Genomic DNA, 15,824 nt, shown 5'->3' with positions numbered 1-15,824 from the left:
TGACTCATACGCCTACCCAATTTGAATCGTTAAGGGATTTACTGTGAAAAAACTGATTAGCTTAGTTTTGTTCGCAATGCTTGCGGCTCCAGCTGCCTTTGCACAAGACCGTTATATTGCTGACAAACTATTTACTTATATGCATTCTGGCCCAAACAACACATTCCGTATCATCGGTAGTGTTGATGCTGGTGAAAAGATTACATTCCTACAAACTAACAAGAGTACGGGTTACACCCAAATTCAAGACAACCGTGGCCGTAAAGGTTGGGTTGAAAGCAAGCTTGTAAGCACTCAAGAAAGCATGGCACTGCGTATGCCTAAGCTAGAGAAAGAGCTGACGGAAGTTAAAGGCAAGCTAGCGAATGCTCGTCAGAGTGCTGACAGCGAAAAAGCTGGCCTAGCAAGCTCTCTAGATTCTCGTAACAAGCAGATTGCTGAACTAGAACAGAACTACAGTGAAATTAGCCAACAGCTAACGAGTTCTCAAACAGAGAACCGTGAACTGCGCGCTAAGCTAGACACTCAAAAAGACGACCTACTATTGAAGTACTTCATGTACGGTGGTGGTGTTGCGGGTATTGGTCTACTTCTAGGCCTTGTTCTGCCACACATCATGCCTCGTCGCAGAAAATCACCAAACGGTTGGGCGTAGACTTAACGCTTGTATCAGGTACAGTAAATTCAGTATCGAATATCAAAAAGGAGCACCGAGGTGCTCCTTTTTATTTGTCTGTTATCTAGATACCTTTAGAGCTCGCTAGCCTTTCCACTCGTACAGAGCTGGGATTTCTATCTTCTGCTGATTGAACTCTATGATCACTGATTGTGGCTTAATCTCTAGTAATTGAATGTCTTGTCCAATCCAATCTCCTTGCGCCACTTCTTGGCCGTTCACTTTTACCCAACGTTTGGTCTCGCTGCTCGAGTACATATGAGTTTGTAGGTCTAACTTAGGAAGGACGCCTGATAAGCTATTGGTGTGCGTTTCCAACTCAATAACCTGAGAGCCTCTTTGCCCTGCGGGTCTAGAGTCCATCGGCTCAGGAGTGCTTTGTTGCTCCCCCATAATGGATTCAAGCTTCAATGCCAAATCAGGTGGCAACTCACTGAGGTCTAGCCCTTGCAGCAGATCACTGTCCGATTGTAAGTCACTATTTGATTGCTGATCAGTGCTTGATTGCAGAGCAGTCGTTTCATCACTCGCGCCTGGCTGAACGGATGACGATTCAGAACTGGCTGTCATTTGAGTGTTGTTATCAGCATTAGCGAAGATCACTGCTGAGCCACCAGCGGTGTTTGCACGATTAGCGCCAGAATCAATCTGTGCATACATCTCTTGGCGTGGCAATGCTTTCAACGGTTGGCTCGCCGGTGCAGGGCGAACGGTGAACAAGGCATCTTCTTCCTCAGACACGGCATCCATGCTTGCTATATCAGCATCCGCAATTTCAGGCTCAATGTCTGATTCAGTTTTAAATTCTGGCAGAGCGACATTGGCAGCTTGGTTCACGGCTTCTTGTTGTTGGATATACGATTGATAAGCCAAGACGCCACCCACCAACAAAGAAGGAACCAAGATTAAGAGTAGCCCCATCGCTAACGATGAACCTCGCTTGTTGCTCATCCCTTTTGCAGAATTAGGAACATGATGATTCTGGTAGCCTTTGAAGCTTGGTTTGCTAAGAGAGTGCTGATTAATAGAAGATGGCTTGTGAGACGGCTGTTTAAGTTCGTGCATAATACGTGACATTAGCTTTCGCCCCCTTCTAGTGACATCAGCTTAGGCGAATCGAGTTGAGCTAATCTCTGCAATCTTGCTAAGGTGCGCTTACCTGCAATGCCATCAACAGACATACCTTGCCACGTTTGAAATGCTTCGATTTTCATTTTTAACTCATAATCAAATACATCACTACCGGAAACAACCTCTCCTAATACTTCAGAAAGCAGTAGATCAAGCAAAGCAACCGCTTCACCTTGATAGCCCTCTTTAAGGGTCTCTCGCAGCGGCTGCTTCCAAATAGCGACGTAATCGCCTTGCCAGATTTGCTCTAAGGATTGCTTCGGCATCACCAACAGCTTTTCATTAACCAGCAACTCGACAGAATCCTTAGACACGCCATACAGCACAGCAAACACTGGTTTTTGGTCTATGTCGAGATTAAGTACCACAGGAACACCAAGTTCTAACAAGGTATCCAAACTGGCCTGCTGCTGCTCACACACAAAAACACTTTGTGGCTCACTTAAGCACAATCCATCACGCAGTGAAGATTGATATCCCCACAGCGTATACAAGTCTTTGATAGCGAGAGAACGATTGGTCCCCTGCATCAAATGTTGTTGAATGTGTTGTGGCAATTCAAACTTGGCAGGTTTTGGCTCAGCAACCAACTTAGGAACATCTGATACCAAAGAACGCTGAGTACGTGCTAACACTTCCGTCTTTGCTTCATTTGATGCATCCGTAGGCAACCAAGCATTGATATAGCTTGGAGCGAAGTTAAAGGTCGCTATTGCAAGACCAACGCTTAACGTCGCAATCCCTGCGTATTGGAATAACTTAGGCGCGACACGAGAAGTTAGAGCTTTCTCGACGTGATACACATCGGCCTGAAAGGACATAACCTGCTGACACGCTCGGTTAACCGTTTCATTGCTCGGTAGCTGCTCACCGTCATGAAAAGCCAACTGCAGTGCTTTATCACACACCAAGTTAATGAGCCTTGGAATACCATGCGTATATTGAGCAATCAGCTTGATAGAACGGTTCGAAAACAACATCTGCTCGCCACCCGCCGTCTCCAAACGAAACGCGATGTACTTGCCCGTTTCTTCGGTATTAAGAGGCAGTAAGTGATAACGACCAGTAATGCGCTGTGCTAGCTGACGTAGCTGCGTGGTTTGTAAGTGCTGTTGTAATTCCGGCTGGCCGACCAACAGTACTTTTAACAGCTTACGATTGTCGGTTTCCAAGTTTGTTAGAAGGCGTAACTGCTCCAACACATCGGCAGCGAGGTGTTGGGCTTCATCGATCACCAATAGGGTTTGAATGCCTTCGGCATGGCTATCAAGTAGAAAATAATGAATAGCCTGACTGAGCTGTTTCAACGATGCTTGTTCTGGGTACTCGACCTCAAACTCATCGCAGATAGCTTCTAGTAAATCCGTATTTGAAAACGTAGGGTTAAGTATAAGGCCAGCCTGAGTATGGCTATCCAATGAAGACAACATCGCCTTAGCGACCGTTGTTTTCCCTGTACCAACCTCACCAGTAAGCATCGCAAAGCCCCCACCCTCGCCTAAACCGGCTTGTAGGTTCTGCATCGCTTCTTGATGGCGCTGACTCAAAAACAAGTAGCGAGAATTTGGTACAATCGAAAATGGCATCTCAACGAAGCCAAAATATTCCTTATACATGTGCTGCCCTATAATTACGATTAATGGAAAGTACCATTGCTTGCAGTAAAGTCCAGCAGTGATAAAACATTTCGAGGTGATAAGTTGCAAATTTACGATAGCCTACCAAAAGACAACGGGCTACAACGCTATCTAGTCGGTGGAGCAGTGCGCGATAAGCTGCTCAATATTGATAGTTATGATAGAGATTGGGTCGTGGTAGGGAGTACCCCTCAAGAGATGGAAAACCTTGGCTTTACTGCTGTGGGAAAAGATTTCCCGGTATTCTTGCACCCAAAAACCAAAGAAGAGCACGCACTGGCTCGCACTGAGAGAAAATCAGGCTCTGGTTACACAGGCTTCGAATGTTACTTCGCGCCAGACGTGAGTTTGGAAGAAGACCTGATGCGTCGAGATCTGACCATCAACTCTATAGCTCAAGATGATAAAGGCCAACTTCACGATCCTTATCATGGCCAGAAAGATCTCTCGGATCGTATCTTAAGACACGTTTCAGACGCTTTTGTTGAAGACCCTCTTCGTGTACTGCGTGTGGCTCGCTTCGCCGCCAAGCTTCACCATCTTAACTTCACGGTTGCACCGGAAACCATGGATATGATGAGTGAGATCGTCCAATCTGGTGAGCTGGCACACCTTACTGCAGAGCGAGTTTGGCAAGAGTGGCATAAGTCTCTTAGTACACCGCACCCTGAAGTGTTCCTCTCTGTATTGAAAGAGTGTGGTGCATTGGCAGTCGTATTACCTGAGATTGACGCTCTATTTGGCGTCCCTCAACCTGAAAAATGGCACCCTGAAATCGACACGGGTATTCACACTCTGATGGTTGCTCAGCAAGCCGCACTATTAAGCCCATCGCTACCGGTACGCTTTGCAGCTCAAGTGCATGACTTAGGTAAAGGCGTCACACCACAAGCTGAATGGCCAAGCCATAAAATGCACTGCCACACAGGTGTTAAGATAATCAAGAAACTGTGTGAGCGAGTGAGAGTGCCCAATGAGTTCAGAGACCTTGCGTTGTTAGTGTGCGAGCAACATTCTAATATCCACCGCGCAGGCGAGCTCAAACCAACCACCTTTCTCAAGGTTCTCAACAAGTTCGATGTTTGGCGTAAGCCAGATAGGCTCGACGATATACTACTTTGCTGCCAGGCCGACCACGCAGGCCGAAAAGGGTTACAAGATCAGCCTTACCCTCAAAAGGCTCGTTTTGAAGCTGCCTATCAAGCGGCGCTTCAAGTTGAAGTAAAAGCGATCATTGCAGATGGCTTTAAAGGTAAAGATATTCGAGAAGAGCAAGAGAAGCGCAGAGCGGTGGCTATTGAAAGCGCGTTATCAGAACTTGCTAGCAGTTAATCGTCACCGCACTAACTAAAACGTATTAAAAAGCCCGCAGTTAAGCGGGCCTTTTGTTTCAATTCTTACAGCGAGACCGTTGCCTGTGTCTGTTACTGCATCATTAAGAAAGCAAACAGACCACAACCTAGAATCAGTCGGTAGATAACGAACGGTGTCATGCCCATACGAGAGATAAGCTTCAAGAAGAAGTGAATACAGATGTAAGCACTGATGAAAGACACCGCAACACCCGTTAGCAAAGTGCCAACATGGATTGGGTCACCGCTTGTCACCAACTTAAGACCTAAATAACCACCAGCCAGAGTGATGATTGGGATAGACATCAAGAAAGAGAATCGAGCCGCTGCTTCACGTGTGAAACCAAGGTAAAGCGCCGCGGTAATGGTTGCGCCAGAACGAGACGTGCCCGGAATGATCGCCATTGCTTGAGCAAGACCAATAAACAGCGCCTTTTTCCAACCCGCTTGGTATTCGTCATCGCGCAGGCTTGAGTTCTTGTCCACCCACCATAGCAATAGACCAAAGATAATCGTTGTCGTCGCGATCACCCACGCACTGCGTAAGTAAAGCTCAACAATATCTTTCATCAACAAGCCAAAGATACACGCAGGAATCGTCGCGAGAATGATCATCCACGCTAACTTCGCTTCTTTACTGCGATCGCCTTTAAACACTGAACCAAAGAATGCGCTCAACAGAGAGACCACTTCTTTACGGAAATAGATAACAACAGCTGCCAAAGTACCAACGTGGACAGCGACATCAAAGGCCAAACCTTGATCTTCCCAGCCTAAAACAGCAGAAGGAAGGATTAGGTGTGCAGAACTGGAAATAGGTAAAAACTCTGTAAAGCCTTGCACCAACGCCAATATAAACGCTTCAAAATAACTCATTACTTACCTTAAAAATTATAGTTTTATATCTACGACAGAGAGCGAGTCTAATTGCTGCATCTTCTGCCATATTTCACTGACGGTTCTTCCGTCTTGCGGGATCACTCGCGCAGGACAAAGATCATAAAGCGGTTGTGTTACAAAAGGATATTTGTAGATATCACTGCGTGGTAATTCTGGCTCACGCTCAGAAACCTCCTCTCCAAACAGCACAATATCAAGATCGAGTTTTCGATCTTGTAGTTTGTGCGCATCTTGAGAGCGACCCCATTTAAACTCAATTTTACGCAGCTGCTGTGAAAATTCAGTCAATGAGAGTGACGTGTCGAGCTCTATCACAAAGTTATAAAACGGATGGCTATTAAAACCCACGGGCTCACAGTGATAGATTTTAGAGCATTTAAGGTTAGTCCCTAACGATTGAAGCTCTGTCCATGCCACCCTTGCATGCTTGTCGCGGTCTATGTTCGTGCCAACACCAACATAGGCTACTGTCATGCTTGACCTCGTTCGATGATCACACCAACGGCTTTTGCTTGTGGCACTGCGCCAGGTTTAGCCAATCGGATTTTAATCCACGGCACAGAGAATTGAGTCATGATCAATTCAGCAACTTCTTCAGCCACACGTTCAACCAATAGGAATCGGCCATTCGCAATGTGGTCAAGCACGGCTGTACTCACTGTCGAGTAATCCAAAGCATCAACCACATCATCACTCTTACCCGCTGGGCGGTTGTCATGAGCCATTTCAATATCAAGCACAAGTTTTTGTTTAATCTCTTGTTCCCAATCGTAAACACCGATCGTTGTAATTACTTCTAGCTGTTCAATGAAAACTTTATCCAGTGCCATGACTTGTCCTTTTAGAGGTCGGATACCCATATAGGGGAAAAAAACGTATTATTTGCGTAATTCGAGATATGATATCAATTACTCTTGGATTGAGCATTATTTTCCCATCGTTAGGCGTATAACCGTTAAAGGACAGACATGACCCCATTGGCACTAATCATGATCATTGCAGCCTATTTGCTAGGTTCAATCTCTAGTGCGGTCTTGATATGCCGAGTCTTAAGACTTCCCGATCCAAGAACGGTAGGCTCCAATAACCCGGGCGCCACCAATGTACTGCGTGTTGGCGGTAAAGGCGCAGCTGCTGCCGTCCTCCTATGTGACATGCTGAAAGGCACTATCCCTGTCTGGCTTGGCTACTACCTCAAGATCGACCCAATTATTTTAGGGGTTGTCGCAATTGCGGCGTGTCTTGGCCATATGTATCCAATCTTCTTCCACTTCAAAGGTGGTAAAGGCGTGGCAACCGCACTCGGCGCTATCGCCCCAATAGGGTTCGATCTAACCGGAATGATCATGGCGACTTGGTTAGTGGTGGCGTTTTTGTTTCGTTACTCTTCTTTAGCGGCACTGGTTACTGTGCTACTTGCCCCTTTCTACGCTTGGTTAGTCAAACCTCAATACACATTGCCAGTAGCCATGCTGTGCTGTTTGATCGTGTTACGTCACCACCAGAATATCCGCCGCCTACTCGATGGCAGCGAACCAAAACTCGGACAAAAAAAATCGGCTTAAACTGTCACGTCTAAGCCGAACTATTTTTAAACCGAGATGCGTTTAAACCGACGTAAGTATAAGTCGAACAACACTATTCAGTATTTAAGAACTTACAGCAGATGTTTATCTAAAAACGTCTTCAGCATTGTGTTCACAAACTCTGGTTGCTCTAACGAGCTAATATGACCTGCGCCAGGAATCACCACTAATTCACTGCCCGTAATGCAATCGTGCATTAGGTATGACTCAAGAACCGGACGTGGTTTATCTTCTTGTCCTACAGCAATCAAAACAGGCAAAGCAAAGTTCTCTACCGATTCAATCATATCGCGACGTCCAAACACCATTCGACCAATTCGTGCCACTTCTTCAGCGTTGTCGCCCTCAAGAGCTGATAACTGCTGAGTAAAACCTTCAACTAAAGCTGGCGTGTTGGTTTGAGCATCATTAGCAAAGAACAGTGGAACAACCGCTTCAACAATTGGTTGAGGAACCATCTTAGTTTGAGTGATGGTGTCTAACATGTGGAAGTATTTAGCGTGCGCAACTTCTGGCTCTAAACCCACAAAAGTATCCATTAATACCAATGACTGAATTCGCGCAGGTGCTAATTCGGCAAGCTCCGTTCCCCACATACCGCCAACCGATAAGCCAACCACTGAGAATTCTTCGATCTCTAAATGATCAAGCAGAGCCAAAACGTGCTGAGCGTAATCTTTCAAGTTACGCATCGAAGTGGGTGCTGCTTGAGATTCACCATGAGACCAAAGCTCTGGAACAATACAGCGATACTGAGTTTTTAACGCTTCGATCTGCGGCTTCCACATTGCACTATCCCAAAGATAACTGTGGCCGAGTACAACAACAGGGCCTTGACCTTCATCTAGGTACGCCATCGATTGATTGTCTACTGTGAACTTGTTCATTTTCTTCCCTAATCTCTATCAGCAATTATTTATCGACATACAGTCGGTAAGCTAGGATATAAAAACGGCCGCACAAGGCGACCGTTTATCGAAACACTATGGTTTATTACGCAATTGGCTCTAGCTGGTCAATTGGCCAACGCGGTGTGGCATGAACAGACAAATCAGCCGTTTCGCCATTCTTCAAGCGCTGCATGCCCGCATAAGCGATCATCGCACCGTTATCTGTACAGAACTCAGTGCGTGGGTAGTACACCTCACCACCGATTTTCTTAGCAAGAGCTTCAAGCTCAACACGCAGTTGCTTGTTAGCACTTACACCGCCAGCAATCACTATACGTTTCATGCCTGTTTCTACCAAGGCGCGCTTACACTTGATTACTAAGGTTGCACAAACAGCTTCTTGGAATGCATAAGCAATATCAGCACGAGTCTGGTTATCATTATCGTTATCACGAATGGTATTCGCTGCGAACGTCTTCAGACCAGAAAAGCTCATATCTAGACCTGGACGATCGGTCATTGGACGCGGGAACTTAAAACGACCCGGAGTGCCTTTTTCTGCCAAGCGAGATAGCAGTGGACCACCAGGGTAATCTAAGCCCATCAGCTTCGCGGTTTTATCAAACGCTTCACCCGCTGCATCATCAATCGATTCACCAAGAATTCGGTATTCACCAATGCCTTTCACTTCTACCATCATAGTATGGCCGCCAGAAACCAGCAGAGCCACAAATGGGAATGGAGGTGGATTGTCTTCTAACATTGGCGCAAGAAGGTGGCCTTCCATATGATGGACAGGCACAGCAGGCACGCCCCACGCATAAGCAATACTGCGACCAATCGTTGCACCTACAAGCAAAGCGCCCACTAAACCTGGACCAGCCGTGTAAGCCACACCATCAATGTCTTTCGACGTTAGGTTCGCTTCAGCTAATGCCGCTTTAATAAGAGGAATTGTTTTTTTCACGTGGTCACGTGAAGCTAGCTCAGGTACCACACCACCGTAATCGGCGTGCAGCTTTACTTGGCTATATAATTGATGAGAAAGCAGCCCTTGCTCATCATCATAAATCGCGATTCCTGTTTCATCACAAGAGGTTTCAATACCAATAATGCGCATAATTTTCTCGGCACGCTTTCGTCTAAAATGGGAAATTAGCGCAATATTACCCTGCCTAAGCTCTTCAAACAAATATTGTACAGACTATAATCGACAAAGTGCTTTACAAAGCCACTGTGATCGGATTAAAATTCCGCACCATTTTTGATCAAGCTGGTTAATGGCCAAACGCGAATAGAGAGTTAGCTCGATGGGTAACTTCTCTGATTTGGTACTGAGTAGCCAGCGATAATGAATAACCCCTGAGGTGAAAGGCATATGCCAATAGTTAAAGTACGTGAAAACGAACCGTTCGACGTTGCACTACGTCGTTTCAAGCGCTCTTGTGAAAAAGCAGGTATCCTTTCTGAAGTTCGCCGTCGCGAGCACTACGAAAAGCCAACTACAGTTCGCAAACGCGCTAAAGCAGCAGCTCAAAAGCGTCACGCTAAGAAGCTAGCTCGCGAAAACGCACGTCGCGTTCGCCTGTACTAATAACTTAATCCATAAGGACTGAGTTATGGCTCTTATTGAACAACTCAAAGAAGAGCAAAAATTAGCGATGAAAGCCAAGGACAAACCGCGCCTTGGCACTATCCGCTTAGCTCTTTCAGCAATTAAGCAACGTGAAGTTGACGAACGGATCACTCTGAACGACGACGACATTCTTGCTGTATTAGTTAAAATGGTTAAGCAACGTCGCGATTCTGTTGCTCAATATGAATCAGCAAATCGTCAAGATCTTGCTGACGTGGAAAAAGCAGAAATTACGGTACTTGAAGGCTTTATGCCTCAACCGCTAACTGATGAAGAAGTTATTGCACTACTTGATAGCGCAATCGCCGAAGCTCAACCAGCGGGCATGCAAGACATGGGTAAAGTAATGGCTATCTTGAAACCACAAATTCAAGGGCGTGCAGATATGGGGAAAGTTAGTGGTTTAGTTCGTTCTAAACTCGCTTAATCCCAAATCAAATTGCAACAAGCCGTGCAATCCTTCGGAACGCACGGCTTGTTTGTATCTGTAACCTATTCAAACTATTATTATCCACACTCTCAGTTAGTGCATTTTTCTAAGGTTTTATGGCAGGACACATCCCGCGTAGTTTCATCGATGATCTCCTAGCGCGTCTCGACATTGTCGACATTGTGGACGCACGCGTGAAACTTAAGAAAAAAGGCAAAAACTATGGTGCTTGTTGCCCATTCCACAACGAAAAGACCCCTTCTTTTAGCGTAAGCCAAGAAAAACAGTTTTATCACTGCTTTGGTTGTGGCGTACACGGTAATGCTATCGACTTCATTATGGAGTTCGAACGCCTCGATTTTGTTGAAGCTATTGAAGAGCTAGCCTCTTTCTTAGGCCTCGACGTTCCTAGAGAACAGCGCAGCGGCGAGATATCAACAGCACCAAGAGCCAACAGCGAACAAAAACGTAACCTCTACGATTTGATGGGCGGCATCAGTAATTTTTACCGCTCTCAACTGAAAATATCAGCCAACAAACCTGCGATTGATTACCTAAAGAATCGTGGCCTTTCGGGCGAGATCGTCCAGAAGTTTGGTATTGGTTATGTGGCCGATGAGTGGGACTTAGTTCGTAAGAACTTTGGCCAACAGAAAGAAGCCCAAGACATGCTCGTGACTGGCGGCATGCTAATTGAGAACGATAAAGGTAACCGATACGACCGATTCCGTGGACGCGTAATGTTCCCAATTCGTGATCGTCGTGGCCGTGTGATTGGTTTTGGTGGTCGTGTATTAGAAGACGGCACACCAAAATACCTCAACTCACCAGAAACGCCTATCTTCCATAAAGGTAAAGAGCTTTACGGCCTTTATGAAGTGCTGCAAGCCTACCGTGAACCGCCGCAAATACTTGTGGTTGAAGGTTACATGGATGTCGTGGCACTCGCGCAATATGGTGTCGATTACTCAGTAGCATCACTGGGCACCTCGACAACCGGCGACCATGTTCAAATGTTGTTCCGTCAAACCAGCACTGTGGTTTGTTGTTACGATGGTGACCGAGCAGGTAAAGAGGCCGCATGGCGCGCACTAGAAAACGCGCTTGAATACCTGAAAACCGGTAACACGCTTAAGTTTCTATTCTTGCCCGACGGTGAAGATCCAGACAGCTATATTAGAGAGCATGGCAAAGCCGCTTTTGAACAGCTGGTCCACAATGCGACGCCGCTTTCGACCTATTTGTTCGATAACCTGATTGAAATACACAAGTTAAACTTGGGAACAACCGAAGGGAAATCAGCACTGCGTGCACACGCCAGCGCCTTGATTAATAAAATCCCTGACAGTTACTTCCAAGAATTGCTCGAAAAACTGCTCGATGAGCGAACTGGATTTGATAACCAATTGAGACGTGCGCGTGTTCATACACAGAACCCGACACCTCAACCACATAAAGAGCTGAAGCGCACTCCAATGCGTGAAGTTATCGCTTTGCTTATCCAAAATCCGAGCTATGCTGATATGGTACCGGATTTATCAAGTGTCAAAGGCTTACAGTTGCCCGGACTAAGTTTATTCGTCGAAGTACTTGATAAATGCCACGAGCATCCCCATATCAACACAGGCCAATTATTAGAGCATTGGCGACACAATAAACATGAGGCTCTTCTGTCTCGTCTCGCGAGCTGGGAAATCCCCCTCGACGAAGACAATCAAGAAGACATATTTTTAGACTCATTGGACAACATACTTGCCCAGTGCGTTGAAAAACAAATTGAAAACCTGCAGGCCAAAGCAAGAAGCGTCGGTTTATCAGCCGAAGAAAAAAGGGAGCTACTAGCTTTAATGCTAGATCTAAAAGCGTAACCCTGTTTGATTAGTCAGCATTTAATAAATTTGTTAACATAATTGGTTTGCATTTGAGAATGCAACGTCCTTCACCAGACCTGAAGTTGGATATCATCTATGGATCAAAATCCGCAGTCACAGCTTAAATTACTTGTTATTAAAGGCAAGGAACAAGGCTATCTGACCTACGCCGAAGTAAACGACCACCTACCTGCAGAAATCGTGGATTCTGAACAGGTAGAAGACATCATTCAAATGATCAACGACATGGGTATCAAGGTAGTTGAAACTGCACCTGATGCTGATGATCTAGCACTTAATGATGACGATGCCAATATAGATGAAGATGCAGCCGAAGCTGCAGCTGCTGCGCTTTCAAGCGTAGAAAGCGAGATTGGCCGTACTACTGACCCAGTTCGTATGTACATGCGTGAAATGGGTACGGTTGAACTACTGACTCGTGAAGGCGAAATCGACATTGCGAAACGTATTGAAGATGGTATCAATACAGTTCAACTATCGGTTGCTGAGTACCCAGGCACTATTCCATACATCTTGGAACAGTTTGACCGCGTACAAGCAGAAGAGATTCGCTTAACAGACCTAATCAATGGCTTTGTTGACCCAGACGACGATGGCACAGCTGCGCCAACGGCGACTCACATCGGTTCAGAACTTGCTGAAACTGATCTGGAAGACGAAGACAAAGAAGACGCTGAAGACGACGAGGAAGAGGAAGAAGAAGATACAGGTATCGATCCTGAGCTTGCTCTTGAGAAGTTCACAGCGCTTCGTACTAGCTACCAGAACCGTCAGCTAGCGATCAACGAGTACGGCCATGAAAGCCCGAAAGCAACGCTTGCAACGACAATGATGCAAGACGTATTCAAAGAGTTCCGTCTAACACCAAAACAGTTTGATTACCTAGTAAACGAACTGCGTAACTCTATGGATCGCGTACGTACTCAAGAACGCCTAATCATGCGTCAAACGGTTGAGTACGGCAAAATGCCGAAGAAATCTTTCATTGCTCTATTTACTGGTAACGAATCTAGCGAAGCATGGTTGGATGAAGTTCTTGCTTCAGACAAGCCATACGCAGAAAAGATCAAACGTAACGAGCACGACATCCGTCGCTCTATCCAAAAACTGGATATGATCGAACGTGAAACGTCTCTTACTGTTCAAAGCATCAAAGATATCAGCCGTCGTATGTCTATCGGTGAAGCGAAAGCTCGTCGTGCGAAGAAAGAGATGGTTGAAGCGAACTTACGTCTAGTAATCTCGATTGCTAAGAAGTACACAAACCGTGGTCTACAATTCCTGGATCTAATCCAAGAAGGTAACATCGGTCTGATGAAAGCGGTAGATAAGTTTGAATACCGTCGTGGTTATAAGTTCTCTACTTACGCTACTTGGTGGATCCGTCAAGCAATCACTCGTTCGATTGCCGACCAAGCTCGTACTATCCGTATTCCGGTTCACATGATCGAAACGATCAACAAACTAAACCGTATCTCTCGTCAAATGCTACAAGAGATGGGGCGTGAACCACTTCCGGAAGAGCTAGCTGAACGCATGCAAATGCCTGAAGACAAGATCCGTAAAGTACTGAAAATCGCTAAAGAGCCAATCTCAATGGAGACACCAATCGGTGACGACGAAGATTCGCACCTAGGTGATTTCATCGAGGATACAACGCTAGAACTACCTTTAGACTCTGCTACGGCAACAAGCCTACGCGGCGCAACTAAAGACGTTCTTGCAGGCCTAACGCCTCGTGAAGCGAAAGTACTGCGTATGCGTTTCGGTATCGACATGAACACTGACCACACTCTTGAAGAGGTTGGTAAGCAGTTCGACGTAACTCGTGAACGTATCCGTCAGATCGAAGCAAAAGCACTGCGTAAACTTCGTCACCCAAGCCGCTCAGAAACTCTGCGTAGCTTCCTAGACGAGTAATTACACGCTTTAGTGTGGTTAGCTTTTAAGCATAAAATAAGAAAAGGTGAGCGTTGGCTCACCTTTTTTTTATCCGTGTGATTTAAGTGGCTAAGATGTAAGCGGAATTGCCCCTTATAGTGTCTAGACACCACTGAATGCTTCCCCTATAATCTATGCCCTACGGCCCCTTAGCTCAGTGGTTAGAGCGCACGACTCATAATCGTTCGGTCCCCAGTTCAAATCTGGGAGGGGCCACCAAATTAGAAAAGCCAGAACAGTTCACGCTGCTCTGGCTTTTTGCTTTTCTGATTCAGTACAAATCACGCCCTGCACTTCCTAACCAATAACGAATTGTCCCGCACACAATTCCAATTGCCTCTCTGTGACTAAACATACTTTTCTTTTATAAAAAAATCGGCAATATGAGTGTACACAAATCATTCAATAGTTCAGGGAAGAAACATGAAAGACGAAACACTCTCGATTCACTTCGGCTACGAAACTGATCCAACAACCAAATCGGTTGCCACACCTATTTACCAAACCGTCGCTTACGAATTCGATGACGCACAACATGGCGCCGACCTGTTTAACCTTGCGGTGCCAGGTAATATCTACACACGGATAATGAATCCAACCAATGATGTGTTAGAAAAACGCATGGCAGCCTTAGAAGGGGGGATTGCAGGCTTAGTGGTAAGTGCGGGCAGTGCTGCGATCAACTACGCGATTCAGACGTTGGCGCAAATCGGTGACAACATTGTCTCAACGCCTCAGCTTTACGGTGGTACTTACACCCTATTTGCTCACATGTTGCCAAACCAAGGAATTGAAGTTCGTTTTGCTAAAGACGACAAACCAGAAAGCTTAGCGGCACTGATCGATGAAAAAACCAAGGCGGTTTACTGTGAAAGTATCGGTAACCCAGCAGGTAATATTATCGACTTAGAGCGTGTTGCTGAACTTGCTCACGCACAAGGTGTACCTGTGATTGTTGATAACACGGTGGCGACGCCTGTACTGTGTAAACCTATCGATTTTGGTGCTGACATCGTGGTGCACTCACTAACTAAATACGTGGGTGGTCACGGTACAACGTTAGGTGGCGTGATTGTCGACTCAGGTAAATTCCCATGGGCACAGCACAAGGACCGCTTCCCTGTGTTTAATCAGCCAGAGCCTTCTTATCATGGCGTGGTTTATACCGAGGCCTTTGGTGAGGCTGCGTTTATTGGTCGTGCTAGAACGGTTCCCCTACGTAATACAGGTGCAGCACTGTCACCAATGAATGCTTTCATGTTGATGCAAGGTTTGGAGACGTTGTCGCTACGCATGGAGCGACACACAGAGAATGCCTTGAAAGTAGCGGAATACCTCAAGCAACACGAGAAAGTCAGTTGGGTAAGTTACGCTGGCCTGCCTGATTCAGAATTCTATCCACTCGCTGAAAAGTACATGCAAGGTAAGCCATCGGCCATTCTATCTTTTGGTTTAAAAGACGGTTATGAAGCCGGTGTTCGCTTCTATGATGCACTGCAAATCTTCAAGCGCTTAGTTAACATTGGCGATGCGAAATCTCTCGCTTGTCACCCAGCTTCGACGACACACCGTCAACTAAGCGAAGCTGAACAGAAACAAGCCGGTGTATCACCGGAGATGATTCGCCTATCAGTAGGTATCGAGCACATTGACGATATCTTGGCTGACCTAGAGCAAGCACTGAGCGCTTAATGACGCTACAGCTAGCTCTAACACTGATCGTTAACTAACAGACATAAAAAAGGTTCATCGC

The 15,824-nt window shown here is 46.0% G+C and carries 15 protein-coding genes and 1 tRNA gene; 9 read left to right on the top strand and 7 right to left on the bottom strand.

Annotated elements, in window-relative coordinates:
• Positions 1–43 precede the first annotated feature (43 nt).
• Complete coding sequence (locus tag AB4133_RS20250) at positions 44–655, top strand: TIGR04211 family SH3 domain-containing protein (protein WP_372225555.1); 612 nt, start codon at positions 44–46, stop codon at positions 653–655.
• 105 nt (positions 656–760) lie between these two features.
• Here the strand turns inward: AB4133_RS20250 and AB4133_RS20245 are convergent, their stop codons facing one another.
• The gene (locus AB4133_RS20245; protein WP_017062918.1) at positions 761–1,753 is read right to left on the bottom strand and encodes a general secretion pathway protein GspB; all 993 of its coding nucleotides are present in this window, start codon (positions 1,751–1,753) and stop codon (positions 761–763) included.
• On the bottom strand, positions 1,753–3,423 hold the full coding sequence (locus tag AB4133_RS20240) for an ExeA family protein (RefSeq protein ID WP_229647471.1): 1,671 nt from the start codon (positions 3,421–3,423) through the stop codon (positions 1,753–1,755). The genes AB4133_RS20245 and AB4133_RS20240 overlap by 1 nt, the downstream gene beginning before the upstream one ends.
• Before the next feature lie 36 nt (positions 3,424–3,459).
• Here AB4133_RS20240 and AB4133_RS20235 point away from each other — a divergent pair, with 36 nt between their 5' ends.
• Positions 3,460–4,776, top strand: a complete 1,317-nt coding sequence (locus AB4133_RS20235) for a multifunctional CCA addition/repair protein (RefSeq protein ID WP_372225552.1) — start codon at positions 3,460–3,462, stop codon at positions 4,774–4,776.
• Between the two features lie 92 nt (positions 4,777–4,868).
• Here AB4133_RS20235 and AB4133_RS20230 read toward each other — a convergent pair whose 3' ends face one another.
• Genes AB4133_RS20230 through folB form a run of 3 tightly spaced genes read right to left on the bottom strand, consistent with a single transcriptional unit; the run spans position 4,869 to position 6,526 of the window.
• The gene (locus tag AB4133_RS20230) at positions 4,869–5,672 is read right to left on the bottom strand and encodes an undecaprenyl-diphosphate phosphatase (RefSeq protein WP_010434624.1); all 804 of its coding nucleotides are present in this window, start codon (positions 5,670–5,672) and stop codon (positions 4,869–4,871) included.
• A gap of 15 nt (positions 5,673–5,687) precedes the next feature.
• On the bottom strand, positions 5,688–6,170 hold the full coding sequence (gene folK, locus AB4133_RS20225) for a 2-amino-4-hydroxy-6-hydroxymethyldihydropteridine diphosphokinase (protein ID WP_017061413.1): 483 nt from the start codon (positions 6,168–6,170) through the stop codon (positions 5,688–5,690).
• The gene (gene folB, locus AB4133_RS20220; protein ID WP_004735969.1) at positions 6,167–6,526 is read right to left on the bottom strand and encodes a dihydroneopterin aldolase; all 360 of its coding nucleotides are present in this window, start codon (positions 6,524–6,526) and stop codon (positions 6,167–6,169) included. The genes folK and folB overlap by 4 nt, the downstream gene beginning before the upstream one ends.
• Before the next feature lie 138 nt (positions 6,527–6,664).
• Here folB and plsY point away from each other — a divergent pair, with 138 nt between their 5' ends.
• Entirely contained in the window at positions 6,665–7,261 is a 597-nt protein-coding gene (gene plsY, locus AB4133_RS20215) for a glycerol-3-phosphate 1-O-acyltransferase PlsY (RefSeq protein WP_009847793.1), read from the top strand.
• A 92-nt stretch (positions 7,262–7,353) separates the two neighbouring features.
• On the opposite strand, the gene AB4133_RS20210 is transcribed toward plsY, so the two are convergent.
• Both AB4133_RS20210 and tsaD read right to left on the bottom strand, forming a co-directional pair.
• Entirely contained in the window at positions 7,354–8,169 is an 816-nt protein-coding gene (locus AB4133_RS20210; RefSeq protein ID WP_229647474.1) for an alpha/beta fold hydrolase, read from the bottom strand.
• Between the two features lie 106 nt (positions 8,170–8,275).
• Positions 8,276–9,292 carry a tRNA (adenosine(37)-N6)-threonylcarbamoyltransferase complex transferase subunit TsaD gene (gene tsaD / locus AB4133_RS20205; RefSeq protein WP_229647475.1) on the bottom strand — a complete coding sequence of 339 codons (1,017 nt, stop codon included), beginning with the start codon at positions 9,290–9,292 and terminating at the stop codon, positions 8,276–8,278.
• A gap of 258 nt (positions 9,293–9,550) precedes the next feature.
• Here tsaD and rpsU point away from each other — a divergent pair, with 258 nt between their 5' ends.
• The 6 genes from rpsU to AB4133_RS20175 all read left to right on the top strand — a co-directional run bounded on the left by rpsU (position 9,551) and on the right by AB4133_RS20175 (position 15,763).
• Positions 9,551–9,766: a 30S ribosomal protein S21 gene (rpsU, locus tag AB4133_RS20200; RefSeq protein WP_004396009.1), complete on the top strand. Its 216-nt coding sequence runs from the start codon at positions 9,551–9,553 to the stop codon at positions 9,764–9,766.
• 25 nt (positions 9,767–9,791) lie between these two features.
• Positions 9,792–10,235, top strand: coding sequence for a GatB/YqeY domain-containing protein (locus tag AB4133_RS20195; protein WP_017069475.1), 444 nt, complete (start codon positions 9,792–9,794; stop codon positions 10,233–10,235).
• Between the two features lie 119 nt (positions 10,236–10,354).
• Positions 10,355–12,106: a DNA primase gene (gene dnaG / locus AB4133_RS20190; protein ID WP_017061408.1), complete on the top strand. Its 1,752-nt coding sequence runs from the start codon at positions 10,355–10,357 to the stop codon at positions 12,104–12,106.
• A gap of 99 nt (positions 12,107–12,205) precedes the next feature.
• On the top strand, positions 12,206–14,050 hold the full coding sequence (gene rpoD, locus AB4133_RS20185) for an RNA polymerase sigma factor RpoD (protein WP_017061407.1): 1,845 nt from the start codon (positions 12,206–12,208) through the stop codon (positions 14,048–14,050).
• Between the two features lie 164 nt (positions 14,051–14,214).
• Positions 14,215–14,290, top strand: a tRNA-Ile gene (locus AB4133_RS20180).
• 204 nt (positions 14,291–14,494) lie between these two features.
• Complete coding sequence (locus AB4133_RS20175) at positions 14,495–15,763, top strand: O-acetylhomoserine aminocarboxypropyltransferase/cysteine synthase family protein (protein WP_136973934.1); 1,269 nt, start codon at positions 14,495–14,497, stop codon at positions 15,761–15,763.
• The last annotated feature ends 61 nt before the right edge of the window (positions 15,764–15,824 follow it).

The organism is Vibrio sp. 10N.286.52.F8, from assembly GCF_041468745.1.
In the GTDB taxonomy this organism is placed as follows: Bacteria; Pseudomonadota; Gammaproteobacteria; order Enterobacterales; family Vibrionaceae; genus Vibrio; species Vibrio crassostreae_C.
This window is presented reverse-complemented; position numbering and strand designations above follow the sequence as displayed.